Annotated in this window: 24 protein-coding genes and 2 tRNA genes; 15 read left to right on the forward strand and 11 right to left on the reverse strand. The window is 68.2% G+C overall.

What is annotated here, in order from left to right; all coding sequences use genetic code 11:
- Window positions 1–38: 38 nt before the first annotated feature.
- Genes ACAM52_RS18560 through polA form a run of 3 tightly spaced genes read right to left on the reverse strand, consistent with a single transcriptional unit; the run spans window position 39 to window position 5120 of the window.
- Window positions 39–941, reverse strand: a complete 903-nt coding sequence (locus tag ACAM52_RS18560; protein ID WP_062468929.1) for a LysR family transcriptional regulator — start codon at window positions 939–941, stop codon at window positions 39–41.
- A 22-nt stretch (window positions 942–963) separates the two neighbouring features.
- Complete coding sequence (locus tag ACAM52_RS18565; RefSeq protein ID WP_369644233.1) at window positions 964–2250, reverse strand: M20/M25/M40 family metallo-hydrolase; 1287 nt, start codon at window positions 2248–2250, stop codon at window positions 964–966.
- Between the two features lie 53 nt (window positions 2251–2303).
- Window positions 2304–5120, reverse strand: a complete 2817-nt coding sequence (gene polA, locus ACAM52_RS18570; RefSeq protein ID WP_369644234.1) for a DNA polymerase I — start codon at window positions 5118–5120, stop codon at window positions 2304–2306.
- A gap of 97 nt (window positions 5121–5217) precedes the next feature.
- On the opposite strand from polA, the gene ACAM52_RS18575 reads away from it, so the two are divergent.
- The 3 genes from ACAM52_RS18575 (at window position 5218) to ACAM52_RS18585 (ending at window position 7717) form a co-directional block, all read left to right on the forward strand.
- Entirely contained in the window at window positions 5218–5592 is a 375-nt protein-coding gene (locus ACAM52_RS18575) for a hypothetical protein (protein ID WP_062468938.1), read from the forward strand.
- A 73-nt stretch (window positions 5593–5665) separates the two neighbouring features.
- Window positions 5666–6715 carry a homoserine kinase gene (locus tag ACAM52_RS18580; protein ID WP_369644235.1) on the forward strand — a complete coding sequence of 350 codons (1050 nt, stop codon included), beginning with the start codon at window positions 5666–5668 and terminating at the stop codon, window positions 6713–6715.
- 171 nt (window positions 6716–6886) lie between these two features.
- Window positions 6887–7717 (forward strand): BPSS1780 family membrane protein, encoded by an 831-nt coding sequence (locus ACAM52_RS18585; RefSeq protein ID WP_062468943.1) that lies wholly within the window; start codon window positions 6887–6889, stop codon window positions 7715–7717.
- Between the two features lie 45 nt (window positions 7718–7762).
- Here the strand turns inward: ACAM52_RS18585 and ACAM52_RS18590 are convergent, their stop codons facing one another.
- The gene (locus ACAM52_RS18590) at window positions 7763–10216 is read right to left on the reverse strand and encodes a UvrD-helicase domain-containing protein (RefSeq protein ID WP_369644236.1); all 2454 of its coding nucleotides are present in this window, start codon (window positions 10214–10216) and stop codon (window positions 7763–7765) included.
- Window positions 10217–10415: 199 nt separating this feature from the next.
- On the opposite strand from ACAM52_RS18590, the gene ACAM52_RS18595 reads away from it, so the two are divergent.
- A complete protein-coding gene (locus tag ACAM52_RS18595) occupies window positions 10416–11069 on the forward strand; it encodes an OmpW family protein (RefSeq protein WP_369644237.1) in 654 nt (217 codons plus the stop codon).
- A 220-nt stretch (window positions 11070–11289) separates the two neighbouring features.
- On the forward strand, window positions 11290–12267 hold the full coding sequence (locus tag ACAM52_RS18600) for a GMP reductase (RefSeq protein ID WP_062468948.1): 978 nt from the start codon (window positions 11290–11292) through the stop codon (window positions 12265–12267).
- 40 nt (window positions 12268–12307) lie between these two features.
- Here ACAM52_RS18600 and ACAM52_RS18605 read toward each other — a convergent pair whose 3' ends face one another.
- Window positions 12308–13174 carry an alpha/beta hydrolase gene (locus tag ACAM52_RS18605; RefSeq protein WP_369644238.1) on the reverse strand — a complete coding sequence of 289 codons (867 nt, stop codon included), beginning with the start codon at window positions 13172–13174 and terminating at the stop codon, window positions 12308–12310.
- Between the two features lie 88 nt (window positions 13175–13262).
- On the opposite strand from ACAM52_RS18605, the gene ACAM52_RS18610 reads away from it, so the two are divergent.
- A tRNA-Ala gene (locus tag ACAM52_RS18610) sits at window positions 13263–13338 on the forward strand.
- A gap of 75 nt (window positions 13339–13413) precedes the next feature.
- Here the strand turns inward: ACAM52_RS18610 and ACAM52_RS18615 are convergent.
- Complete coding sequence (locus ACAM52_RS18615) at window positions 13414–14121, reverse strand: SDR family NAD(P)-dependent oxidoreductase (RefSeq protein ID WP_095946812.1); 708 nt, start codon at window positions 14119–14121, stop codon at window positions 13414–13416.
- Window positions 14122–14272: 151 nt separating this feature from the next.
- Here ACAM52_RS18615 and ACAM52_RS18620 point away from each other — a divergent pair.
- Both ACAM52_RS18620 and ACAM52_RS18625 read left to right on the forward strand, forming a co-directional pair.
- Window positions 14273–14348 (forward strand) — tRNA-Lys (locus ACAM52_RS18620).
- A gap of 124 nt (window positions 14349–14472) precedes the next feature.
- Complete coding sequence (locus ACAM52_RS18625; RefSeq protein ID WP_062468955.1) at window positions 14473–14757, forward strand: hypothetical protein; 285 nt, start codon at window positions 14473–14475, stop codon at window positions 14755–14757.
- 5 nt (window positions 14758–14762) lie between these two features.
- Here ACAM52_RS18625 and ACAM52_RS18630 read toward each other — a convergent pair whose 3' ends face one another.
- Window positions 14763–15764 carry an alpha/beta hydrolase gene (locus ACAM52_RS18630; protein WP_369644239.1) on the reverse strand — a complete coding sequence of 334 codons (1002 nt, stop codon included), beginning with the start codon at window positions 15762–15764 and terminating at the stop codon, window positions 14763–14765.
- Between the two features lie 90 nt (window positions 15765–15854).
- Here ACAM52_RS18630 and ACAM52_RS18635 point away from each other — a divergent pair, with 90 nt between their 5' ends.
- On the forward strand, window positions 15855–16907 hold the full coding sequence (locus ACAM52_RS18635) for a DUF2272 domain-containing protein (RefSeq protein ID WP_369644240.1): 1053 nt from the start codon (window positions 15855–15857) through the stop codon (window positions 16905–16907).
- A gap of 39 nt (window positions 16908–16946) precedes the next feature.
- Here ACAM52_RS18635 and ACAM52_RS18640 read toward each other — a convergent pair whose 3' ends face one another.
- The 4 genes from ACAM52_RS18640 to ACAM52_RS18655 form a co-directional block, all read right to left on the reverse strand.
- Complete coding sequence (locus ACAM52_RS18640) at window positions 16947–17201, reverse strand: DUF3297 family protein (RefSeq protein WP_369644241.1); 255 nt, start codon at window positions 17199–17201, stop codon at window positions 16947–16949.
- A gap of 65 nt (window positions 17202–17266) precedes the next feature.
- Entirely contained in the window at window positions 17267–17731 is a 465-nt protein-coding gene (locus ACAM52_RS18645; protein WP_307637352.1) for a ribonuclease HI family protein, read from the reverse strand.
- Between the two features lie 37 nt (window positions 17732–17768).
- Entirely contained in the window at window positions 17769–18239 is a 471-nt protein-coding gene (locus ACAM52_RS18650; protein WP_369644242.1) for a DUF4124 domain-containing protein, read from the reverse strand.
- 106 nt (window positions 18240–18345) lie between these two features.
- On the reverse strand, window positions 18346–19314 hold the full coding sequence (locus tag ACAM52_RS18655; RefSeq protein WP_369644243.1) for a LysR family transcriptional regulator: 969 nt from the start codon (window positions 19312–19314) through the stop codon (window positions 18346–18348).
- Window positions 19315–19422: 108 nt separating this feature from the next.
- On the opposite strand from ACAM52_RS18655, the gene ACAM52_RS18660 reads away from it, so the two are divergent.
- The 6 genes from ACAM52_RS18660 to ACAM52_RS18685 all read left to right on the forward strand — a co-directional run bounded on the left by ACAM52_RS18660 (window position 19423) and on the right by ACAM52_RS18685 (window position 25207).
- Window positions 19423–20499: a Rieske 2Fe-2S domain-containing protein gene (locus tag ACAM52_RS18660; protein WP_369644244.1), complete on the forward strand. Its 1077-nt coding sequence runs from the start codon at window positions 19423–19425 to the stop codon at window positions 20497–20499.
- A 3-nt stretch (window positions 20500–20502) separates the two neighbouring features.
- Window positions 20503–21453, forward strand: a complete 951-nt coding sequence (locus ACAM52_RS18665) for a 2Fe-2S iron-sulfur cluster-binding protein (protein ID WP_369644245.1) — start codon at window positions 20503–20505, stop codon at window positions 21451–21453.
- Window positions 21454–21504: 51 nt separating this feature from the next.
- Window positions 21505–22476: a Bug family tripartite tricarboxylate transporter substrate binding protein gene (locus tag ACAM52_RS18670; RefSeq protein WP_369644246.1), complete on the forward strand. Its 972-nt coding sequence runs from the start codon at window positions 21505–21507 to the stop codon at window positions 22474–22476.
- A 180-nt stretch (window positions 22477–22656) separates the two neighbouring features.
- Window positions 22657–23607, forward strand: a complete 951-nt coding sequence (locus ACAM52_RS18675) for a hypothetical protein (RefSeq protein ID WP_369644247.1) — start codon at window positions 22657–22659, stop codon at window positions 23605–23607.
- Between the two features lie 179 nt (window positions 23608–23786).
- On the forward strand, window positions 23787–24176 hold the full coding sequence (locus ACAM52_RS18680) for a GFA family protein (protein ID WP_369644248.1): 390 nt from the start codon (window positions 23787–23789) through the stop codon (window positions 24174–24176).
- Complete coding sequence (locus ACAM52_RS18685) at window positions 24173–25207, forward strand: NAD(P)/FAD-dependent oxidoreductase (protein ID WP_369644249.1); 1035 nt, start codon at window positions 24173–24175, stop codon at window positions 25205–25207. The genes ACAM52_RS18680 and ACAM52_RS18685 overlap by 4 nt, the downstream gene beginning before the upstream one ends.
- The last annotated feature ends 84 nt before the right edge of the window (window positions 25208–25291 follow it).

Consider the following 25291-nt stretch of genomic DNA (forward strand, 5'->3'; position numbering starts at 1 on the left):
CGCGGATTATGGCGCGAGGCGAATGCCCCGCATCTTTCTCAGGCGGTCTGCTCGATCGCTTCGCGCATGCAGCGCGTGATGCCGCGCACGGCCACCGAGTCGGGCCGACCTGCGAAGCGCAGCGCGCGCACCGGCACCGGAATGTGCGGCTCCAACGTCAGCACGTCGACCTTGGCGCGGTCGGCCGAGCGCGCCGTGCAGCCGTCGACCAGCGCCACGCCCAGCCCGTGGTGCGCCATGGCCAGCGCCGCGTGGTAGGTCTGCACCGTGACCACGGCCTGCTGGAAGCCCACGCCCGCCTGCCGGCAGGCCTGGCTCAGGCTGGTGCCGACGGGGTCGCGGCCATCGAGGCCGATCACCGGGCGGTCGATGAGGTCGTGCAGCGCCACCGAGCCGTTGCGCACCAGCGCGCGCGGCAGCATGCCCTTGGGCGCGACGCACACCATGCGGCTGTCGGCCAGGGTCTCCTGCGTGAGCGAGGGATGCACCGCGGGGCTGAAGGCAAAGCCCACATCGGCCTCCTGCAGCAGCAGCGCCGACATGATCTGCGGCGAGTGCAGCGACTCGACCGTGATCGCATAGCCCGGGTGCATCTCGCGGAAGGCCTTGAGCGCGCGCGGCAGGATTTCGTAGCTCAGCGCGAGCACGCTGAGGATGCGCAGCTCGCCCGTGTCGTTGCCCGCGCGCAGGTTCGCCGCCAGCCGCTGCACCTCGTCGAGCTGCGCGAACAGCCGCTCGATGTGCGGGTACAGCGTGAGCGCCTCGGTGGTCGGCGTGAGCCGCCCCTTGGCGCGCTGGAACAGCGGGAAGCCCAGCTGCAGCTCGGCATGCTGAAGCGTGCGGCTCACGGCCGGCTGCGTGATGTTGATGAGCCGCGCGGCCGCGCTCACGCTGCCCGCGAGCATGATCGCGTTGAAGACCTCGATGTGGCGCAGCCGCATGGCCGACAGCGGTCGGTGGCGGTCAGCGAACGGTGGTCTTGCCGGTGGCGATGTCCATCACCATGCGCACGCCCAGGTACAGGCGCGGCTCGATGGAGTCGATCAGCACGTACTCCGCGTCGGCCGTGTGTGCGCCGAAGCCTTGCAGGCCGAAGCGCTCGATGACCGGCGCCTTGGTCTTGAGCGAGGCGAACGCCGCGTCGGTGCCGCCACCGGCGGCCTTGTCGTCGGCGCCCAGCGGGCGGCCCAGCTCGTCCTTGTAGATGGCCTGCGCGTGCTTGGCCAGCGCGCGCGACGCGTCGGTGGCCTCGAGCGGCGGACGGCGGCGTTCGAACTTCAGCTCGACCTTGGCCTCGGGCACCAGCTGCTTCTTCACGCGCTCGTTCACCTGCTGCTCGATGCGGTCGTAGTCGGCCACCTTGAGCACGCGCACGTCGGCACCCGCCGTGGCGCTGGCCGGGATCACGTTGCGGTTGGTGCCCGACTTGGAGATGGTCCAGTTCATCTTCAGGCCCGTGGACGGGTCGGACAGGTCGCGCATCTGCAGGATCTGGTGCGACAGCTCATACAGCGCGTTCACGCCGAGCTCGGGTGCCGAGCCCGCGTGCGAGGCCTTGCCCGCCACATTCAGCGTGACCGAGGCGATGCCCGCGGTGGCCAGCGAGAGCTTGTCGTCCTTGATCGACGCGCCCTCGAACGACAGCACGGCATCGTGCTCGCCGCCCAGCTTGGTGAGCAAGGCGCGCGAACCGGGCGAGCTGATTTCCTCGTCGCCGTTGATCAGCACGGTGAGCGTGCCGTAGTCCTTGAACTTCAGCGCCTGCAGCATCGACACCAGGTGCGTGATGACGGCCACGCCCTGCTTGTCGTCGGCAATGCCCAGGCCGTAGGCCTTGTCGCCGTCGACGCGGAACGGCTGCTTGTTCAGCATGCCCACGGTGTAGACCGTGTCCATGTGCGCGATGAGCATGATCTTCTTGGTGCCCGTGCCCTTGAAGGTGGCGCGCACCACGCGGCCGATCTTCTCGGGCGTGTCTTCCATGCGGTAAGCGTCGGCGCTCGGGTCGATGAGCTCGACCTCGCCGCCCAGCGCCTTGAACTTGGCGGCGATGAGGTCGGAGATTTTCTCGAGGCCTTCGATGTCGCGGCTGCCCGACTCGATGGAGACCAGCTCCTTCAGCGTCTCGAGCAGGGCGGGCTTTTCCTTGGCGGCCAACGCGGCGATGCGGGCATCGGGCGCGGCGAAAGCGGTGCCGAGGAAGGCCGCGCAGACGGCGGCGAGCAGGAAGGTGCGGGGCTGGAGTTTCATGGGCGTGTTTCTTCTTTCTGTCGTTTGTCTCTTGGGGATCGTGCGAATATGGATCAGTGGGCCTTGTCCCAGTTGGGACCGACGCCGATCTCGGCGAGCAGCGGCACCTTGAGCGCCGCCACGCCGGCCATCAGGCGCGGGATTTCGGTGCGCACCCATTCGATCTCGGCCTCGGGCACTTCGAACACCAGTTCGTCGTGCACCTGCATGATCATCTTGGTGGCGCGCTTTTCTTCGTCAAGCACGTTCTGTACCTTGACCATGCTGAGCTTGATGAGGTCGGCCGCCGTGCCCTGCATCGGCGCGTTGATGGCCTGGCGCTCGGCCGCCTTCTTGCGGGGGCCGTTGCCGCCGTTGATCTCGCTCAGGTAGAGGCGCCGGCCGAACACGGTCTCGACATAGCCCTTGTCGCGCGCGAACTCCACGATCTGGTCCATGTAGGTCTTCACGCCCGGGTAGCGCGCAAAGTAGCGATCGATGTACGAGGCCGCGGCCTTGGTCTCGATGCCCAGGTTCTTCGCCAGGCCGAAGCTGCTCATGCCGTAGATGAGCCCGAAGTTGATGACCTTTGCGTAGCGGCGCTGCTCGCTGGACACCTGGTCGGGCGTGGTGCCGAACACCTCGGCGGCCGTGGCGCGGTGCACGTCGACGCCGTCGGTGAAGGCGCGCAGCAGCGACTCGTCGCCGCTGATGTGGGCCATGATGCGCAGCTCGATCTGCGAGTAGTCGGCGCTGGCGATCACGCTGCCCGCCGGCGCCACGAAGGCCTCGCGCACGCGGCGGCCTTCAGGCGTGCGGATCGGGATGTTCTGCAGGTTGGGGTCGTTGCTGCTCAGGCGGCCCGTGACGGCCACGGCCTGCGCGTAGTGCGTGTGCACGCGGCCGGTGCGCGGGTTGGCCAGCTGGCCGAGCTTGTCGGTGTAGGTGCCCTTGAGCTTCGAGAGGCCGCGGTGCTCGAGGATCTTGGCGGGCAGCGGATAGTCTTCGGCCAGCTTCTCGAGCACCTCTTCGTCGGTGCTGGGCGCGCCGCTCGGCGTCTTCTTGACCACGGGCAGGCCCAGCTTGGTGAAGAAGATCTCGCCGATCTGCTTGGGCGAACCGAGGTTGAAGGGCTGGCCCGCGATGTCGTAGGCCTCCTGCTCCAGCGCCATGATGCGCGTGCCCAGGTCGTGGCTCTGCGCGGCCAGCGTGGGCGCGTCGATCAGCACGCCGTTGCGTTCGATGCGGTACAGCGCCTCGCTCGAATCCATTTCGAGCTGGTAGATGTAGGCCAGCTTTTCTTCCTTCTGCAGCAGGGGCCACAGCGCGTGGTGCACGTCGAGCGTCTGGTCGCTGTCTTCGCACGAGTACTCGGCGGCCTTGGCGATGTCGACCTGGCTGAAGGAGATCTGGTGCGCGCCCTTGCCGCACAGGTCTTCGTACGAAATGCCGCTGCGTCCCAGGTGGCGCTCGGCCAGGGACGAAAGGCCGTGCGGCTTGTTCACTTCGAGCACGTAGCTTTGCAGCATGGTGTCGTGCGCGTAGCCCTGCACCTCGATGCCGTGGTTGGCGAACACGTGGCGGTCGTACTTGATGTGCTGGCCGAGCTTCTTCTTGTCGGCGTTCTCGAGCCAGGGCTTGAGCCTGGCGAGCACCTCGTCGATGGGCAGCTGCGCGGGCGCGTCGGGGTAGTTGTGCGTGAGCGGAATGTAGGCCGCTTCGCCCGGCGTGACGCTGAAGCTGATGCCCACGATCTGCGCGACCATTTCGTCGAGCGAGGTGGTCTCGGTGTCGATGGCCGTGAGTTCGGCGGCCTCGAGCTTGGCGAGCCAGGCGTCGAACTGCGCCCACTCCATGACCGTGTCGTACTTGAGGTTGCTCGCGGGCGCGGCGGCCTCTTGCGCTTCCAGCTCGGAAGGCTCGTCGAACAAGCCGCCCTGGTCGCGGTCGGCCTTGGCGGCGGCCTTTTTCTTCGCGTTCTCTTCGATCAGCTCGGGCGGCACCTCTTGGGCCTCGAGCGACTTCACCAGGCTCTTGAAACCGAACTTCTCGTAGAAGGGCTTCAGCTCGGCCGTCTGCGGCGCGCCGACGGGCAGGCCTTCGAGCGAGGGCAGGCCTTCGACATGGCCGTTCAGGTCGCAATCGGTGCGGATGGTGACGAGGCGCTTGCTCAGCGGCAGCTTGTCGAGCGCCTGGCGCAGGTTCTCGCCGGCGGCGCCCTTCACTTCGGCGGCGCGTTCGACCAGCGCATCGAGCGAGCCGTATTCGAGCAGCCATTTGGCCGCTGTCTTGGGGCCGACCTTGGGCACGCCGGGCACGTTGTCGACCGTGTCGCCGATGAGCGTCTGGTAGTCGACCATGAGGCTGGGCGGCACGCCGAACTCGGCCGTCACGCCGGCGATGTCGCGCTTCTTGCCGTTCATCGTGTCGATGATGGTGATGTGCTCGTCGACCAGCTGGCTCAGGTCCTTGTCGCCGCTGGACACGATCACCTCGACGCCTTGCGCGGCCGCGACCTTGGCGAGCGTGCCGATCACGTCGTCGGCCTCGACCTCGGGCACGGTGATCACCGGCCAGCCCAGCAGCTTGACCACTTCGTGGATGGGGTCGATCTGGCTGCGCAGGTCGTCGGGCATCGGCGAGCGGTTGGCCTTGTACTCGGGGTACCAGTCGTCGCGGAAGGTCTTGCCGGGGGCGTCGAAGATGCAGGCCGCGTAGTCGGCGCGCACCTCGCGGCGCAGCGCGGTCATCATGTTGATCATGCCCCGGATCGCCCCGGTGGCCGGGCTCTTGGGGTCGCCGGGCACGGCGCGCAGATCGGGCATCGCGTGGAAGGCCCGGTACAGGTAGCTCGAGCCATCGACGAGCAGCAGCGTTTTCTTGTCGGTCATCGGGGCATTTTGCCGTGCCCGGACCGGCGTCCGGAACGACACCAGGGTCGGCTGGCGGCCGACACGCCGCCAGCGGGTGCACGCCTACAATCCGTGCATGCCTAGCTCCCCACTCCTGGTCGCCCGCCGCATCCTGCTGGCGCTGGCTTTCGCCACCCCCGTTGCCGCCCTCGCGCAGGCGCCGGCCGCGCCTGCCGCCAAGCCGGCCCCGGCGGAACCGCTACAAAATCAGGAGCAGGCCGACGGCCGGCGCAACCAGAAGGTCGAGCACATCCACACGGAAGACAGCGGCGCCTCGGTCGACGAGGTGCGCTACGGCGGCCGCACGCAGAGCATCAACGTCAAGCCCAAGTCGAACATGCCCGGTTACGAAGTGCTGCCCAACGACGGCGGCAGCGCCCGCCCCGGCACGACTGGCGACGCGAACAGCGGCGGCAACGGCCCGCGTGTCTGGAACGTGCTGAAGTTCTGACCGTGACGCTGTCGTTCTCCTTCCCGCCCTCCCTCTTTTCTCCCGCAGCCGCCGTCCGGCGCTGAGCATCGCCATGGCAGTTTTTACCGAAGTCCAGTTCGGCGAGGCAGACGCGCTCGTCCAGCGCCTTGGCATGGGCGCCCTGCGCGAGCTGCGCGGCATCGAGGGCGGCATCGAGAACACCAACTACTTCGCCACCACCGAGTCGGGCGAATTCGTGCTGACGCTGTTCGAGCGCCTGAGCGCCGAGCAGCTGCCGTACTACCTTTGCCTCATGAAGCACCTGGCCGGTGCCGGCCTGCCGGTGCCCGCGCCCGTGGCCGATCCGGCCGTGGCGCCGCCGACCGGCCATGCCCTGTCGATCCCCGCGCAGGCGCCCTGCGAGCTGCTGCACCGCGTGGCCGGCAAGCCCGCGGCGCTGGTGCAGAAGCTGTCGGGCCGCAGCGAGCTGGCCCCCACCGCCGCCCATTGCGCCGAACTGGGCGCCATGCTGGCCCGCATGCACCTGGCCGGGCGCGACTACCCGCGCATCCAGCCCAACCTGCGCGGCCTGCCCTGGTGGAACGAGACCGCCCCGGTGGTGCTGCCCCACATGGACGAGGCGCAGTCCGCGCTGCTGCGCGCCGAGCTGGCCTACCAGAACCACGTCGCCGAATCGTCGGCCTACGCGGCGCTGCCGCGCGGCCCGGTGCATGCCGACATGTTCCGCGACAACGTGATGTTCGCGACCGGCGGCGAGCCCGACGCGCCGCCGCGCCTCACGGGCGTGTTCGACTTCTACTTCGCCGGCACCGACACCTGGCTGTTCGACCTGGCCGTGTGCCTGAACGACTGGGCCATCGACCTGGCCAGCGGCCGGCACGACGCCGCCCGCACCGACGCCCTGCTCGCCGCGTATGAAAGCGTGCGCAGGCTGAACACCTCCGAGCGCGCCCTGCTGCCCGCGATGCTGCGCGCCGCCGCGCTGCGCTTCTGGATCTCGCGCCTGTGGGACTTCCACCTGCCGCGCGAGGCCAGCATGCTCAAGCCCCACGACCCGACGCACTTCGAGCGCGTGCTGCGCGAGCGCGCCACCCACCCGCACGCCATCGCCCACGTCCTCGAGCCGGCGCTGGCAGCCTAAAGAAGGTGTGACCGAACCCGCCATGCCCGCTCATCCCGCCCAGACACACCCACTCTGCGTTGCAAATGCTCGCCATAGCCCAAGCTATGGCTGCGCTTTGCGCCTTGATTGGGCGCGTCTGGGCGGCCTGCTCGGCCACGCCGGATTCATTCACACCTTCTGACCCCCCACATGAAACTCCACCTCGTGCCGGCGCGCACCGGCTTCGATTGGGTCCGCCTCGGACTCAAGACCTTCTGGCGCCAGCCGTTGGCCTTCATCTCGCTGTTCTTCCTGCTGATGGCGATGATCTCGACGGTGTCGATGCTGCCGCTGCTCGGCAGCGTGCTCGCGCCGATCCTGTTGCCCTTCATGACGCTCGGCCTGATGGTCGCGACCTCGGTGGCAGCAACCGACAACGCCGATGGCCTGGGCAACGCGGGCGACCTGGGCCGTCCCACGGGCTCGGCCATGTTCATCGCGGTGTTCGACGCCATGCGCACCGAATGGCGCTCGCTGGTCGTGCTGGGCGTGATCTCGGCCGTGTACTTCGTGCTGGCCGTCACGCTGACGGCGCTGGTCGACGGCGGCCAGCTCATGCGCGCCTACCTGTTCGACGAAGCGGTGACGCCCGAAGTCATGAAGAGCAGCGAGTTCCTCACGGCGCGCACGCTGTTGATGTGCCTGAACCTGCCGCTGTCGCTGGCCATGTGGCATGCGCCGGCGCTGGTGCACTGGCACCGCGTGGAGCCGGTGAAGAGCGTCTTCTTCAGCATCGTCGCGCTGTTCCGCAACTTCGGTGCCTACGCGCTGTTCGGCCTGGCGTGGTTCGGCGTGTTCATGCTCGCGGGCATCGCCATCGGCCTGCTCGCCACCGTGCTGATCGGCGTCGGCGCCATGGGCTCCGACGGCGCAGCGCTGGCGATCGGCAACATCCTGATGATCGGCACGGCGCTGGTGCTGGCGGCCATGTCACTGGCCTCGACCTGGTTCACCTTCCGCGACAGCTTCGACGCGAACTGAAGTCGGCATCGCCGCTGCCCTTTCGGGCAAGCGGGACCGCCGGACTCAGACCGGCGTGAGCTTCGCCACCGACAGCGCCAGCCACTTCACGCCGTGGCGCGCGAACTTCACCTGCGCCCGCGCATCGTCGCCGGTGCCTTCGAGCGCGGTCACCGTGCCCTCGCCGAACTTGTTGTGGAACACCTGCATGCCTGAACGCAAACCGTGCGACGGCGCCGTCTTCTGCGGCGGCACGGGCGGGCTGGCGAAGGTGTCCTTGCCGGCGCTGCTGCCGCCACCACCGTAGCGGTTGCCGCCGCCACCCCCACCACCGTAGCCACCGGCACCGCCGCGCGTGCTGCCGTAGCCGCCGCCATAGCCGAAGGCCGAAGGCGCAAAGCCCTGGTTCTTCGGCGTGAGCCACTTGAGTGCGCCTTCCGGCAGCTCGTCGAAGAAGCGGCTCTTGACGTTGTAGCGGGTCTGGCCGTGCAGCATGCGCGTCTGCGAATGGCTCAGGTACAGGCGCTTGCGGGCGCGCGTGATCGCCACGTACATCAGACGGCGTTCTTCCTCGAGGCTCTCGAAATCGCTCATCGAGTTCTCGTGCGGGAACAGGCCCTCTTCCATGCCGGTGATGAACACGCAGTCGAACTCCAGGCCCTTGGCGGCGTGCACGGTCATGAGCTGCACCGCGTCCTGCCCGGCCTGCGCCTGGTTGTCGCCCGACTCGAGCGCCGCGTGCGTCAGGAAGGCTGCGAGCGGGCTCAGCGTTTCGCCGGTTTCGGCATCGGGCGCCAGCGGCTCGTCGAGCACCGGTCGGCTGGGGTCGAGCCCCTGGCTCGCAGGCGACTGGCGCAGCTCGTCGACCGGCAGCGCCACGGCGTCGCGGCCGAAGCCTTCCTGCGTGACGAAGCTTTCGGCCGCGTTCACGAGTTCGTCCAGGTTCTCGAGGCGGTCGGCGCCTTCGCGGTCGGCCTTGTAGTGTTCGACGAGGCCGCTGTGGTCGAGCACCAGCTCGATGATCTCGCGCAGGCTCACACCTTGCGTCTGCTCGCGCAGCACGTCGATCTTGGCGACGAAGGCCGTGAGGTTCGAGCCGGCCTTGCCGCCGACCGCGCTCACCGCGTCGTGCAGCGAACGCCCGGCGGCGCGCGCCGCGTCCTGCAGGCTTTCGAGCGTGCGTGCGCCGATGCCGCGCGGCGGGAAGTTGACGACGCGCAGGAAGCTGGTGTCGTCGTCCTTGTTCTCGAGCAGGCGCAGGTAGGCCAGCGCATGCTTGATTTCGGCGCGCTCGAAGAAGCGCAGGCCGCCGTACACGCGGTACGGCACCGAGGCATTGAACAGCGCCGTTTCAATCACCCGGCTCTGCGCATTGCTGCGGTAGAGCACGGCCATTTCCTTGCGATCGAAGCCGTCGCGCGCCAGCTGGCGCATTTCCTCGACCATCCACTGCGCCTCGGCGAGGTCGGTGGGCGACTCGTACACGCGCACCGGCTCGCCCGGCCCCTGCTCGGTGCGCAGGTTCTTGCCCAGGCGCTTCTTGTTGTGGCTGATGAGCTCGTTGGCCGAGTCGAGGATGTTGCTGTAGCTGCGGTAGTTCTGCTCCAGGATGATCTGGTGGCGCACGTCGAACTCGCGCACGAAGTCGGTCATGTTGCCCACGCGCGCACCGCGGAAGGCGTAGATGCTCTGGTCGTCGTCGCCCACGGCGATCACGCTGTTGTGCTCGCCCGGCGTGAAGTGGCCGCCGGCCGCCGTGTGGCCCGAGAGCATCTTCAGCCACGCGTACTGCAGGCGGTTGGTGTCCTGGAACTCGTCGACCATGATGTGGCGAAAGCGCCGCTGGTAGTGCTCGCGCACCGGGTCGTTGTCGCGCAGCAGCTCGTAGCTGCGCAGCATCAGCTCGCCGAAGTCGACCACGCCTTCGCGCTGGCACTGCTCTTCATACAGCTGGTACAGCTCGACCTTCTTGCGGTCGTCGTCGCTGCGGGCCTCGATGTCGCCGGGGCGCAGGCCGTCTTCCTTGGCGCCGGCGATGAACCACTGCGTCTGCTTGGCCGGAAAGCGCTCGTCGTCGACGTTGAACTGCTTCATCAGGCGCTTGATGGCCGAAAGCTGGTCCTGCGTGTCGAGGATCTGGAAGGTCGAGGGCAGGTTGGCCAGCTTCCAGTGCGCGCGCAGCAGGCGGTTGCACAGGCCGTGGAAGGTGCCGATCCACATGCCGCGCACGTTCACCGGCAGCATCGCGGTCAGCCGCGTCATCATTTCCTTGGCGGCCTTGTTGGTGAAGGTGACGGCCAGGATGCCGCCGGCGGACACCTGCCCCGTCTGCAGCAGCCAGGCGATGCGGGTGGTGAGCACCCGCGTCTTGCCGGAGCCGGCACCGGCAAGGATGAGGGCATTGCCCGCGGGCAGCGTGACGGCAGCAAGCTGCTCGGCGTTGAGGTTGTTCAGCAACGGCGAGGCAGGGCCGCCCGTATCGGCTGCGGACGCGCCGGAAAACAGGTCGTGAGGGAGCATGGGTGCCATTGTAGAAAGCTGCCCCGCCCAGGGCCTCGCCGAGCGCGCTTGCCCCTGCGGGCATGACCTGGATCAAGGCAGTGCTCGCTCGCGTGCGCCGGCCCGCCGCGCTTGCGACAGATCAAGCGAGACGGCCGTGCCCGGCGGGAGACTGCCTCTCAGTTGCCGGCCCTGTGCGCCGGCCGTCACTGGAGAACCCATGCCCAAGAAATTCGCCCCCGCCTGCCTCGCCGCCCTGCTCGGCGCCATGGCCGCCCTGCCGGCCGCGGCGCAGGACGCACAAGGCAACTGGTTGGTGCGCGCCCGTGCCGTGTACCTGAAGCCGGCGAACCACTCGGCGCCGGTGGCCGACCTGTCGATTCCGGCCGATGCCATCACGGTCAACAGCAAGACCATTCCCGAGCTCGACGTCACCTACTTCTTCACGCCGAACATCGCGGCCGAGCTGGTGCTGACGGTGTCGCAGAAACAGACGGTCACCGTGCAACAGAGCGCGCTGGACGGCCCGGTGGACATCGGCACCTTCAAGCACCTGCCGCCCTCGCTCATGCTGCAGTACCACTTCATGCCCACCGCGAAGATCCGCCCGTACATCGGCGCGGGCCTGAACTACACGCGCCTGAGCAGCGTCAACCTGCAGGTGCCGACGGTCGGTCGCCTGCAGCTGCAGAACGAAAGCTTCGGGCTCGCGCTGGGTGCCGGCGTCGACATCGAGGTGGCGAAGAACACCTACCTCAACCTCGACGTGAAGAAGCTGTGCATCCGCAGCGCCGTGAACATGAATGGCGTGCAGCTTTCGACCGTGAAGGTCGATCCGTGGCTGTTCGGCGTAGGCATCGGCTACCGGTTCTGAGGAAGAAGCGCACTGCAGTCGTCGGGTATACGCAGCAACCCATAGGGTCAATACGCTCCGGCGACTTGCGCATCATCGCCATGGCCGTAAAATCAATCACCGGGCCCAAGTTTCTTGCGTCCGGTTTTTTTTGGCCGTCATTTTCATGACGCGACCACGAGAACCGGCCGGACCAAGCGCTCATTCGTTCCACTCAACGATTCCTTTCTGGAGCCTGGTCATGCAAATCTTCGATTACGACAACATCCTTCTGCTGCCGCGCAAATGCCGCGTGGAAAGCCGCTCGGAATGCGACGCCAGCGTCACGCTGGGCGAACGCACCTTCCGCCTGCCGGTGGTGCCTGCCAACATGAAAACGGTGGTCGACGAGTCGATCTGCCTGTGGCTCGCGCAGAACGGCTACTTCTACGTGATGCACCGTTTCGACCTGGACAACGTCCAGTTCGTGAAGGACATGCAGGGCAAGGGCGTGTTCGCCTCGATCTCGCTGGGCGTGAAGAAGCCCGACTACGACACCGTCGACCAGATGGTGGCCCAAGGCCTCGTGCCCGAATACATCACCATCGACATCGCGCACGGCCATGCCGACAGCGTGAAGAACATGATCGGCTACCTCAAGGCCAAGCTGCCGAAGTCGTTCGTGATCGCCGGCAACGTCGGCACGCCCGAAGCCGTGATCGACCTGGAGAACTGGGGCGCCGACGCGACCAAGGTCGGCATCGGCCCGGGCAAGGTCTGCATCACCAAGCTCAAGACCGGTTTCGGCACGGGCGGCTGGCAGCTGTCGGCGCTCAAGTGGTGCGCGCGCGTGGCGACCAAGCCGATCATTGCCGACGGCGGCATCCGCGACCACGGCGACATCGCCAAGAGCATCCGCTTCGGCGCGTCGATGGTCATGATCGGCTCGCTGTTCGCGGGCCACGAAGAATCGCCGGGCAAGACGGTCGACGTCGACGGCACGCTCTTCAAGGAGTACTACGGCTCGGCCAGCGACTTCAACAAGGGCGAGTACAAGCACGTCGAAGGCAAGCGCATCCTCGAGCCCATCAAGGGCAAGCTGGCCGACACGCTGGTCGAGATGGAGCAGGACGTGCAGAGCTCGATCAGCTACGCGGGCGGCCGCACGCTGATGGACATCCGCAAGGTCAACTACGTCACGCTGGGCGGCGACAACGCCGGCGAACACCTGCTGATGTGAGCGCGACGGGCGGTCTGTCCGCCCGTCTTTTCTTTTTCTTTCAGGCCTCGAGCAGCTGCACTGCGTAGCGGTGCAGCGCATGCGCCGGATCGGCCAGCGCATCGACCACGCCGAAGTGGTCCAGCCCCGGCAGCACCTCGCACACCGGCACGGTGTGGCGGCCCCAGGCCTCGCGGATCATCGCGTTGTGGCGGATGAACTCCGCACTCTCGTTGCCCCCCACCGCCGCATAGAGCTGGCCGCGCGCCGGCGCGGGCCACAGCGCCGGGCTCGCGCGCCGCGCGTCGGCATCGGTGAGCTTCAGCGTGTGCTCGAGGAAGGGCGTGCGCTGCAACGGCCGCAGGTCGAACAGGCCCGAGACCGACAGCGCATTGCGCACCAGTTGCGCGGGCAGATCGGGCGCCACCGCCTTCCAGTCGCAGGCCAGCAACGCCGCCGCCATGTGGCCGCCTGCCGAATGCCCCGCGACGGTGATGCGCGACGGGTCGCCGCCATGCGCCGCCACGTGGCGCCAGGTCCATTCGAGCGCCCGCACCATCTGCAGCAGGATGTCCGGCACCGTCACCGGCTGGTCGACCGGGCCCGGGCACAGCGCGTAGTTGGGTTGCACCACGCAGATGCCACGGTCGTGGAAGGCGGGGCTGATGAACGAGTGGTCCTTCTTGTCCATGGCGCGCCAGTAGCCGCCGTGGATGAAGACCAGCACCGGCGCATCGGGCACGGGCGCCGGAAAGACGTCGAGCGTTTCGTTCGGGCCGGTGCCGTAGGGCACGTCGATGCGGCACGGCAGCGTGTCGCGCGCCGCGGCGGAATCGCGCCCCCAGCGCGCGAAGTAGGCGGGGTGGTCCTTCACCCGCGCCAGGTTGTTGTACATGCCTTCCAGCCAGGCGGGGTCGTGCGCGTCCATGCGGTGCTTGCTCCTTGTTTTTCCGGGGCGCATCTTGGCACGGCCGCGTGCATGGAAATGCCCGGCTGGATAAAATGTGGCCTGTGTTGGGGGGGTAGCTCAGCTGGGAGAGCGCCGCGTTCGCAATGCGGAGGTCGGGAGTTCGATCCTCCTCCTCTCCACCAACCGACCCAGCAAAAAGGCCTTGGCAATCGCCAAGGCCTTTTTCATTTGCAGCTGTGCGCTGGCGCCGGGAAATGTCAGGCGTCGAGCGTCAGGTGCTGGCCGTGCAATGCCGCGGCGCCTGGCGATGCCAGGAAGCCGATGGTCTGCGCCGCGACCGAGGTCGACACCCACTCGGCCGGGTTCGCGTCGGGCATCGCCTGGCGGTTGGCCGGCGTGTCGAGCACGCTGGGCGCCACGCTGTTGATGTTCACGCCGTGCGGCGCGGCCTCGGCCGCCATCGATTCCACCAGCCGCTGCAGCGCGCTCTTCGATGCGATGTACGCCGCCATCGCCGGCAGGCCGCGCGCCGCCACCTTGGCCGTGACCGCGACGATGCGGCCCGCGCGGCGCTCGATCATCGAGGGCAGCACGGCCTGCGTCACGGCGACGAACGACCAGGCGTTGAGGTTCATCATCCGGTCCCAGCTCGCGCGCGTGAGTGCGTGCGTCGCCTCGCCCATCTCGAAGCCGCCGGCAATGTGCACCAGCGCATCGACGCGGCCGAAGGCCTGCAGCACCTGGCCGGTGAGCGCCGCCATGTCGGGCGCCGAGGTCACGTCCCCGGCCAGCAGCAGGTGCTGCGAGTTGTCCAGGCCCGGAAAGACTTCGGCCAGGCGACCGGCGTGGTGATCGACCAGCGCAAGCCGCGCGCCCTGGTCAAGAAAGTGCTGGGCCACGGCCCGGCCCAGCGCGCCCGCGGCGCCGGTGATCAGGACATGGGGGGTGTTGCTTGCATCGCTCATCGAAATTTCTCCTCTGACAGGGATGGGGTCGGGCCCCGAAGGTCGCGCATCCTAACGCTCTCGTACAAATGTGCAGAAATTTTTTGAAGTCCCAAAAAGATTGGTATATACTCGTGGTCTTGCCAGAAAACACTAACGGTTTTCAAAGCAAGGGCTCTTAGCTCAGTTGGTAGAGCAGCGGACTCTTAATCCGTAGGTCGAGTGTTCGAGTCACTCAGGGCCCACCAACCAACATCGCGGCAACGCTGGAAAGCCTGCTACCCACAAGGTAGCAGGCTTTTTTCATGGTGCGTTCACTTGTACGTTTGATCGCGCCGACGCGAACCTTCGCAAGCCCCTCCCCGACATCCCGTGAAGAAATCCAAACCCGCGCCATCGCCGAAATCCTTCGACCTCAAGCAGCACTGGCATTGGGGCCGCGGCATGCGCCAGTTGCGCATTGCCGACTTCCTGAAAGACGGCCGCCTGCTGGTCCCCGGCGACCTCACGGGCGAAGGCCCGGCCACCGACGACGGCACCGGCGCGCTGCGCACCGTGGGCGGCGTGCAGGTCGGCAGCGCCGACTATGAAACCGGCCTGATGTGGGTCGGCCGCAAGCTGCGCGAAGGCGACCTGCCGAGCAAGCCCCAGGGCTGACGCGGCTACGGTGCCGTGACGCGCCGGAGAAACTGCAGCGAGCGCTCCAACGCCAGCCGCCCCGGCGCATCGTCGAGATTGAACTGGTACTCGTGCGGCAGTGCGGGCGTCTGGTCTGCGGGGAAGAACAGGCTGTCGACCTGCACGCCCTTCGCCATCAGCGTTTCAGCCATCGACCGCGACTGCCCTTCGAGCGGATCGCCGTTGCCCGCGGTGATGAACGACGGCGGAAAAGCCTCGCTCACATAACGGCGCACCGACGCAGTCTCGAAGGCCGGCGCGTTCTGGAAATCCTTGCTGCCGCTGTACGACCAGAACACGGTGCGCAGGAAGCCGCCGAAAGCACCGTCGAGCTTGGCCTGCGCCGCGTCGTAGGCGCCGCAGTGCAACAGCATGCCGCGCAGCTGCTCGCGCGCGATGACGGGCGTGAGGCCGACGGCTTTCGCGTACCCCGGCACGGCCACCGCGTTCGCAACCTGCGCGACGATGTGCGCACCCGCCGAGTCGCCAGCCAGCACGAGCCGCGCGGGGTCCACGCCCAGCCGCGCCGCCTCGCGCACCAGATAACCCAGCGCCGTGTTCACCTGCCGCACCGGCACCGGATAGCCCTCGCCCGGCGCGATCGAATAACCGACGGCCACCACGGTGAAGCCCTGCCCCGCCAGCACGCGCGCGTAGTTCGCCACGTCGCGCCGGTGGCCCGAGACCCAGGCGCCGCCGTGCACCCACACGATGGTGGGCAAGGGCCGGGTGCCCGCCGAGGCCGGACGGAACACGTCGAGGTAGGCATCCGGGTCGGCCTCGTCGTAGTGCTGGTCGAGCACCGCCGCGATACCGGGCGGCACGTGCTTCTGCAGCGACTGCGACGCGGCGTCCGAGCCCTTGCCGAAGGCGTAGCGGATCATCAGCACCGAAGGCCACGGGCTCCACTGGAACGCGGCATAGCCCGCGATCACGAGGCCGGCGATGACGCCGAGGATCCGCAGCAGGATGGTCTTGAGCTTCACGGTGGAGCGCCTGCACCGGACGGCCCGGCGCTTCAGGGAGCGCCCTGCATTCTGCTTGTCGCGGGCAGTGCCCCGCTATGCTCGCCTCACATGCCGCCACCGCCCGTCATCGCGCCCTCCTCCGCGCTCACCCAAACGCTGCAACACGCCGCGCGCACGCTGTGCGCAGCCCTGGCGTTCGCGGCGGCGCCCACCTTCGCATCGGCCGCGTCCGGCTGCCTTGCCACGGCCTCCTACATTCCGCCGCCGCCCCGCGCCCTCGCGATGGCCGCGCTGGCCCGGCAGGAGCACGTTGCCTTCGGCAGCCAGACGATGGACGCCGAAGGCCGGCTCACCGAGTCTGGCTATTCAGAAGCAGAAGACACGCGCTATCCGATAGACGCGCTGCCCGCATGGCAACGCGTGCTGCGCTACTGGCGCGCGGTCGATCCGGCGAGCGAGCGGTTGCCCTCGCTCGTTCGCTTCGGTGCCCCGCACGCGGCCGACCGCACGCGGTTGACCGACGCGTTGAACCAGGCGAGCGCCGCGCGCCTGCAAGGCCTGGGCGTCGGCCCCGGCCAGGGGCTGGACGCGTCGGACCAGCGCGCCCTCGAAGTGGCCCTGCAGCGCGTCGCGGTGATCGACACGCCGTGGTCCGCCGCGTTCATCAGCTGGGTCGCGCGCGAGGCCGGGCTCGGCGCCGACGAGTTCGTCTTTTCCGAGGCCCATGTCGACTACGCCGGCGCCGCGTGGCAGGCCGGCATCGACGAGGCGGCGGGCCGCGCGACACCGCAGGCCCTGCGTGCCTGCGACCTGATGCGCACGCCGCCGCGCCCGGGCGACCTGGTCTGCCATGCACGCGGCCTGCGCGGTGCCGCGCTCGACGGCTTCGGCAAGATCGGCGAGTGGCTCACTGGGCGCCCCACGGGCGGCGCGCCGTTGCCGATGCACTGCGATGTGGTGGTGGGCGTGGACGGGGCGGGCTTCGATGCCGTGGGTGGCAACGTGCTGCAGTCGGTCACCTTGCGGCGCCTGGCCTTTGCGCCCGGCACGCGGCTGCTGGACCCGAGCTACCTGCCCGAAGGCTGCACGGCGGGCGGCAGCGCATGCATCGATCGCCACATGAGCCGGCAGCCGTGGTCGCTGCTGCTGCAGTGGCGCTGAAAGAAAAAACAGGAACGGTGGGGCGTGTGCCCCGGGCCGTCAGTCGCGGTAGTACACCTCGACAGCGCCCTTGAGCTTGATCAGCAGCGGATAGCCCTTGCGGTCCAGCGTGCGGCCGGCGGGCACCTTGATCCAGCCTTCGCTGATGCAGTATTCCTCGACGTCCAGGCGGTCCTTGCCGTTGAAGCGGATGCCGATCGGGTGCTCGAACACGGCGGGAATGTGGTGCGGGCTGCGTGGATCGGTCGAGAGATGGTCGGGCAGCGCAGGCTTGGAGGTGGCTTCTTCGGTCATGGGGAAACGGGTGTCTGAATCGACCCGAATGATAGAACCTGCCGCATGCCCCTTCGCGGGCGCCGCTAGCGCCGCTTCTTCCAGGCCTTGGGCGGCGGCTTCGGCCCGAAGCCCAGCGCGGCCCGCGCAAGCGCGTCGGCCTCGCCGTTGCGGTGGCGCGGAATCCATTGCACGCGCGCCTCGTCGAAGCCCTGCAGCAGCGTGCGCGCCTCGTCGAACAGCGGCGCCATGCGCACGATCGGCCGCACGTCGGCAGCGCCGCTCAGCTGTTCGACCAGCGTGCTGTTGTCGCTGAAGGCCTGCACGCTCGTGGCGCCGCGCGCCTGCAGCTCGCGCAGCGCGAGCGTCAGTGCCCGCAGCTCGGCCTCGTTGTTGCAGCCCGTGGTGTGCGTGGCCTGCGAGAAGGTGTGGCGGGTGCCGTCGGGCTGCGTGATGACGACGCCGACGCCCATGCGCCCGGGGTTCGGCATGGCGCTGCCGTCGCAATGGACGACCCAAGGGGGAAGGCGCTCAGGCGCGGCAACGGTCATGAAGAAACAGGAAGCAGAGGAAGGGGGACGAACGCGCTCAGCAGTTGTTGCGCTTGATGCCCGCGAGATTGCACGGCCGCTGGCCGGGCGGCGGCCCCGGGTCGCGCGGCGGACGCGGCGGCCGGGGGTGATACCCCGGTCGCGGCGGGCCGTAGTACGGATCGCCGCCCCAGATGTAGGTCGGCCCCGGGTCGGCCGCGGGCGCCTCGCCCACCGGGTAGCGCGGAATGATGGCCGGCCCCGAAGGTGCGGGCTGCGGCGGTGGGGCGGACGGTGCCGCGTAGTCCGGCCGGCGCGGCTCGGCTTCCTCGCTGGAGGCACGCGGCGGCGCAGGCGGCGGCTCGTCGATCCGCAATTGCCGCGACTGCCTGGTGCCCGGCGGGCAGGCGCCGTCGGTGTAGACGATGCGGCCGTCGGCGTCGGTGCAACGCACCACCTCCGCCTGCGCGGCCGGCGCGGCCACGACAAGCCAGAGCAGCGAAACGAAAAGAATGGTGGGCGAGCGCATGGAGACGCCCTTTGTAACAGTGCGCGGCCGCTCGAACAAGCGGGCACGGAGAAACGGGTGGGGGATGAGGTTCGCAGCAGAGGCAAAGTCGATGCCGGCCGGCGCGTCAACGCGACTTGGCTCGCGCCCCTTTCCTGGCCGGAGGACTAGCCTGCGTGGTGATGCGCGGGTAGTGCTCGAAGGTATGTTTCATCACATCGCGCAGCCAGACCACGGCAGGGTCGTGGTGAAAGCGCGGATGCCAGTGCTGGTTGAGTTGAAACTGGGGCACGGGCACCGGCGGCTCGAACATGCGCACCGTGCCCATGCGGGCGAAGACCTCCGCCAACTCGCGCGGCACGGTCGCGAGCAGATCGGCGTGCCGGTCCATCAGGAGCGGAACCATCAGGAAATGGGGCGTCATCACGGCCACGGTGCGGCGGATGCCCTGGTCTTCCAGCACCTTGTCGTAGCTCTCCGCCGAGTGGCCGGTGAGCGAGACCACGATGTGCCGCATCGCCTCGAAGCGCTCGCGCGTGAGGGTGGCGCCGATGTCCTTGTTCCGCGCGCTGGCGATGGTCACGAAGGAGTGCAGGAACAGGCGCTGATGAAACAGCCCCTCGGGCGCCGCACGGATGGACCCCACCGCCAGGTCGGCCTCGCCTGACGCAAGCAGCCCTTCGACCTGCTCGAGCGGCACCTGCAGCGTGCGCAGCGAGCATCCGGGCGCCTCCTTCTTGAAGCGCTCGAGCAGCGGCGGCAGGAACACCAGTTCACCCATGTCGGTCATGCACAGGGTGAAGGTGCGTCGCGCCATTGCGGGCTCGAACCGGGCGCCCGCCAGGATCTGCTGGCGCACGGTGGTCATCACCTCCACCACCGCGGCGCGCATGCCCTCGGCCTTGCGCGTGGGCTCCATGCGGCTGCCGACCTTGACGAACAAGGGATCGTCGAAAAAAGCACGCAGCCGGTTGAGCGCGTGGCTCATCGCGCTCTGCGTCAGCCCGAGGCCCTGCGCAGCCTTCGTGACACTGGCCTCGCGAAACATCGCGTCGAAGACCGCCAGCAAGTTCAGGTCGAGGTTTTCCGCATGCATGCCACGCATTCTAGGAATGACTGAAATGACATTGATACATGGGAACCCTCGTCCTACGCTCTGCCCATGCCGTGACCCGAACGCGGCGAACAACAAAGGAGACGCCCCATGTTCATCAAAAACACCTGGTACGTGGCTGCCTGGGACAACGAGCTCACGCCGCAGGGCCTGTTCGCCCGCACCATCATCGGCGTGCCCGTTCTCATGTACCGCAAGGACGACGGCGAGATCGTCGCCATGGAAGACCGCTGCTGCCACCGCGGCGCGCCCCTGTCGGTGGGACGGCGAGAAGGCGACTGCGTGCGCTGCATGTACCACGGCCTGAAGTTCGACGCCTCGGGCCAGTGCATCGAGGCGCCGGCCCAGAAGCGCATTCCCACCCAGGCCAGGGTGCGCAGCTTCCCGGTGGTGCAACGCCACCGCTGGGTCTGGATCTGGATGGGCGCTCCCGACAAGGCCGACCCGGCGCTGATCCCCGACACGCCCTGGCTGGACGACCCGCACTGGCGCAGCCTGGACGGCTACATCCACTACGACGTCAACTACCTGCTGATCTGCGACAACCTGCTGGACTTCTCCCACCTGCCCTTCGTGCACCCGACCACGCTGGGAGGCAGTGCGGACTACGCCGCCGCCCAGCCCAAGGTCGAACGCATCGACAACGGCGTGCGCATCACCCGGTGGGCCCTCGACACCGAGCCTCCGCCGTTCGCCCAGGCGGTGAAGGACTGGGGCAGCAGGGTCGATCGATGGAACATCTACAACTTCACCATCCCGGCCATCCTGCTGATGGACTCCGGCATGGCACCCACCGGCCAGGGCGCCGCCGAAGGCAACCGCGAAGGTGCGATCGAGTTTCGTGGCTGCCAGGCCATCACGCCCGAGACGGAAAACTCCACCCACTACTTCTTCGCGCATCCCCACAACTTCGCCATCGACCAGCCCGAAGTCACGCACTCGATCCACCAGGCCGTGGTGGATGCCTTCGACGAAGACCGCGACATCATCACCGCGCAGCAAAAGAGCCTGGCGCTGGCGCCCGACTTCAAGATGATGGCCTTCGGCATCGACGCCGCGCTGAACCAGTTCCGCTGGATGGTCTCGCGCCGGCTGGAAGAAGAAGCGCTCGAGGAAGCCGCGGCCCGCCCTGCCGCCACAGCAGCGCCCGAACCCGCCAGGGCCTGAGCCATGAAGCTCCTCGTCACCCGCCTCACGCACGAGGCGCAGGATGTGCTCGGCTTGGAATTGCGTGCGCAGGACGGCACCGTGCTGCCGCCCTTCACCTCGGGCGCCCATGTGGACCTGCTGCTGCCCGGCGACATCCGCCGACAGTATTCGCTGGCCAACTCGCCGCTGGAGCGCCACCGCTACGTGCTCGGTGTGGGCCTGGCGCCAGCCTCGCGCGGCGGCTCGGCCTTCGTTCACCAGCGCCTTGCCGTGGGCGATGTGCTCGAGGTGGGCGCACCGCGCGCCCTGTTCGGCATCGACCCGGCCGCCACCGAGCACGTGTTCGTGGCCGGGGGCATCGGCATCACGCCCATCCTGAGCATGATCCTCTGGTGCGAGGCCCACGCCAGGCCCTGGAAGCTGCTGTACTGCGTGCGCACGCGGGCCCGTGCCGCCTATGCGTGGACATTGGCGCGCCACCATGACCGCGTGCAGCTGCACGTGGACCAGGAAGCGGCGGGCACGCCACCCGATCTGGCGGGCTGGCTGGCGGGTGCGGCCCCAGGCGCCCACCTCTACTGCTGCGGCCCCGAAGGGCTGATGAACGCGGTCGGCGCGGCCGCAGGCGTTGTCGGCATCGACAAGGCGGCCACCCATTTCGAACGCTTCGCACCGCCGGAACCCGCCACGCCCGCAGCGCCGGCCGGCGCCTTCACCGTGGTGCTGCATCGCAGCGGCCAGAGGATCGAGGTCGCACCGCGGCAGAGCCTGCTCGATGCCCTGGAAGGCGCCAACGTCAGCGTTCCCTTCTCGTGCCGCGAAGGCATGTGCCGCAGCTGCGAGGTGCCGCTGCTCGAGGGCGAGGCGGATCACCGCGACTTCGTGCTCAGCGACGAAGAGCGCGACAGCCACACCTGCATCCTGCCCTGTGTGTCTCGCGCACGCAGCGCCGTGCTCGTTCTCGATCTCTGACATTCCCCCCAATAACAAGCAGACAACTCAACCCCACCACTGGAGACAACCATGTTCAAGAAAATGACGGCCGCCTGTGCAGCGATCACGCTGGCCCTGCCCATCGCCGCGCAGGAGAGCTACCCCTCGCGGCCGATCCGCCTCGTCGTGCCCTACGCCGCCGGCGGCGCGACCGACTTCGTGGCACGCACCCTGGGCGATCGCCTGTCGAAATCAATGGGGCAGCCGGTGGTGGTCGACAACAAGGCGGGCGCGGCAGGCGCCATCGGCGCCGGCGAAGTCGGCCGCGCCAAGCCCGACGGCTACACGCTGCTGATGACCATCACCGATTCGCAGATCAACAACACGGCGCTGTTCAAGACCCTGGCGTACGACCCGCAGAAGGACTTCGTCGGCGTCACGCAGGTGGTGCGCAGCCCGGCGCTGATCTCCACGCACCCCGGCACCGGCATCAGGAGCATCGAAGACCTGAAGGCCAAGGTGGCCAAGGGCGGCGCGAAACTGAGCTACGGGTCCTGGGGCGTCGGCGGGCTGGGCCACCTGGCCGGCGAGAGCCTCAACCGCGGCCTGAATGCAGGCATGGTGCATGTGCCGCAACGCGGCGAAGGGCCCGTGGTGACCGACCTGCTGTCGGGCACCATCGACCTCGGCCTGTCGTCGGTGCCCAGCGCGATGCAGCATGTGCCGACGGGCAAGGTCGTGCCGCTGGCCGTGCTGGGGCGCCAGCGCTCCAGCACGCTCCCGCAGGTTCCGACCATGAACGAACTGGGCTTCAAGGACCCGCTCTACGACACCAACGTCTGGATCGGGCTGCTGGCGCCGGCCCGGACGCCACAGCCCATCGTCGACAAGCTGGCCCGAGAAGTGCGCGCCATCGTCGGCTCGCCCGACGTCAGCCAGCTGTTCGTGGGCCGTGGCTTCGAGGTGATGAACAGCACGCCCGAGCAGTTCGCGGTGTCGTACAAGGAGGAGTTCAACGTGATCACCAGGCGGATGCGCGAGCTGGGCGTCGAGGCGCAATGAGGCAGGCGACCACCCGGACCGTCATGCAAGGACGACCGATGCATCTTCCGTGCGCCGACCGCCAGTGACTGTGTGGCCGGCCGCATCAGGCGTTCCCTAGGCGACAGGCGCGGCGCGGAGACTTTGCCATCATCGCGAACTCGACTGGCGCCCGCCGCCGGCTACACGGAGCCCTCCCCCATGACCTCGCCTTTCACCACCACCGCCCTGGGCCTGTGCGGCCCGCTGCGCCAGCCGCGCCAGATGCTGGCCGACCAGACCTACGACGACCACAAGTCCATCCACGACGACGCGACGGCGGAAACGCTGGGCCTGCGCGCCGGGCCGATCGAAGGGCCGACGCACTTCAGCCAGTTCGATCCCCTGCTCTTCCATGTGTTCGGACAGGCCTGGTTCGAAACCGGCTGCATCAGCGCCCACTACCAGAACATGGTGGTCGAGGGCGAGTCGGTGCGCGCCTTTGTCGACCTGCCCACGCCCGGCGCCACCTTCGTGCGCCTGCGCGCCGAGAAGGCCGACGGCACGCCGGTGCTGACCGGCACCGCGTCGGTGGGCGATGCCGGCCAACACCCGCACGAGCTGCCCCAGCGCATCGCGAAGCTGCGCCCGCCCCAGGGCCTGGTCATCAACCGCGACCTGCGCGTGGGCCAGCGCGGCGCGGTCGTCGAGAAGATCCGCATGGGCTTCGACCAGCACATGGGCGACCACTACCCCTTCACGCTCGCCGACAAGCTCAAGGTCATCACCGAGCCCTGCGACTGGTACACGGCCGAAGGCGGCAAGCGCTCGCCGTGGGGCCGGGCCATCATCCCGACCGAGATGATCAGCGTGCTGCTCGGCTCCACCAGCGCCGAGGCGCAACTGAATGGCCGCAAGCCGGCCGTGGGCCTGTTCGCCGGGCAGGAGATTCGCCTGATCAAGGGCCCGCTCTTCGTCGACCAGGACTACGAACTGGAGCGCGAGATCATCGCGCTGAGCGAGAGCGCGCGCACCGAGTCCGTGTGGGTGCGCACCAAGGTCTACGAGATGCCGTCGCGCACCCTCGTGGCCGAGATGATCCTCAACGGCGCGACGATGAAGGCGTCGTACCCCCACTACGAAGCCGAGGCCAAGGAGCTGGGGCTGGCCTGAGCGCCCGGTTCGCGCAGCTGCATCGAACGCCGTCGATCGAGGGGGCAGAATCCCCTCTTTTTTCCGGGTGCCGTATGCCAGCTGTACTTGAAGGGGGTTGCCTCTGCGGCAAGGTCCGATTCAGCACGACCCAGCCGCCGCTGCGCACGTTCGCGTGCCATTGCACGTTCTGCCAGCGCATGACCGGCACGTCCTTCTACGCCGAGTCGCTTTTTCCGATGGACGCCGTGCAGTTCAACGAAGGCGAACTGCGGCAGTACGCGCACCGATCGGACGGCAGCCACAAGCAGGTTTTCGTTCATTTCTGCCCCTCGTGCGGCACGACGATGGGCCTGACCTTCGAGCGTTGGCCCGATGTGCGCGCCATCTCGCGCGGGTGCTATGACGATCCCAACGCGGTCGAACTCACGAGCCACATCTGGACCCGCTCCGCCCAAAGCGGCGTGGCCTTGCCGGCCGACGTGGATTGCTTTGCCAAGGCGCGGGCCACGCTCGATGGCCAGCCGGAAGTGGCCTCGCGGCATGAGGCGCCTGTGCTGGCCCGGTCATCAGGCACCCCTGCTTCGTGAAGCGCAGAGCCCAGGTCATCGTGGTGGGCGGCGGCCTCATGGGGGCGTCGGCTGCGTGGCATCTGACCAAGGCAGGTGCCGCGGTTACGTTGGTTGAACGCGCCCCTGACGATCTCTTCTCTGCGACCGCGTCGTCTTTCGGATGGGTCGGTGCCAGCGCGAGCACGCCTTCCGACAACCCGGAAGCCTTCGCCCAGAGACTGAAGGCGCTGGAAGAGTTTTCCCGTCTCGCGCGCGAACTCGGCCCGTTGCCGATCGCAGCGCGCGGCGCGCTTCTGTGGTGCTCTACGGAAGACGAAACGGCCGCCATGATTGCCGAACATCGAGCCGCCGGCACACGCATGGAAGGACTCGCCCGCCACCAGGTCGCCGAAATGGAACCGATGCTGGCAGACCCACCGCCGCTCGCGGCCTGGGCACCCGACGACTTCGCATTGGAACCGGCCGCCCTTGCACGCCAACTGCTGGCAGCAGCGCAGGCTGCCGGAGCCTGTGTCCGCCAGGGCACGGTGGAAGCAATCGAAGCCACGGGCCATCGGGTCACCGGTGTCGTGATCGACGGGCACCCACTTTCTGCCGACATCGTGGTGCTCACCAACGGCCACGGCGCCTGCACGCTGGCCTCGACGGTCGGCGTCGACCTGCCGGTCCATGCGTCGCCCGCGGTGCTGATCCGGTTCGGTGCGCAGGCACACGGCCTTCGTCACCTGGTTTGCGCGCAGGACCTGGAGCTGCGCCCCGCCCTGGGCGGCGGCCTCGTGTCTGCGGCCGACTGCCCGGACGACGGCGAGCGCGGCCTGCCTGCCCTTGCCGCGCGAACCGGCGACGCCATTGCGCAGCTGTTCGGGATCGCGGCGGCACCACCGCTGCTTTCCATCCACGCCGCGCAGCGGCCCATGACGGCCGACGGCAAGCCGCTTTGCGGCCCCGTGGGAACGATCGAAGGCTTGCATGCCGTGGTCGCGCACCCTGGCGTGATCCTGGCCCCTCTTCTGGGTCGACGCTGCGCCGAAGCAGTTCTAGGTTCTTGACGGCGGCCATGCCCGCAAGGTTTGAGGGCGTTTTCGGCGACCACGGACCAGACGACGCCCCCGCCGATCAGGTGCACCTCACGG

The sequence above is a fragment of the Variovorax sp. V118 genome (assembly GCF_041154445.1).
In the GTDB taxonomy this organism is placed as follows: Bacteria; Pseudomonadota; Gammaproteobacteria; order Burkholderiales; family Burkholderiaceae_C; genus Variovorax; species Variovorax boronicumulans.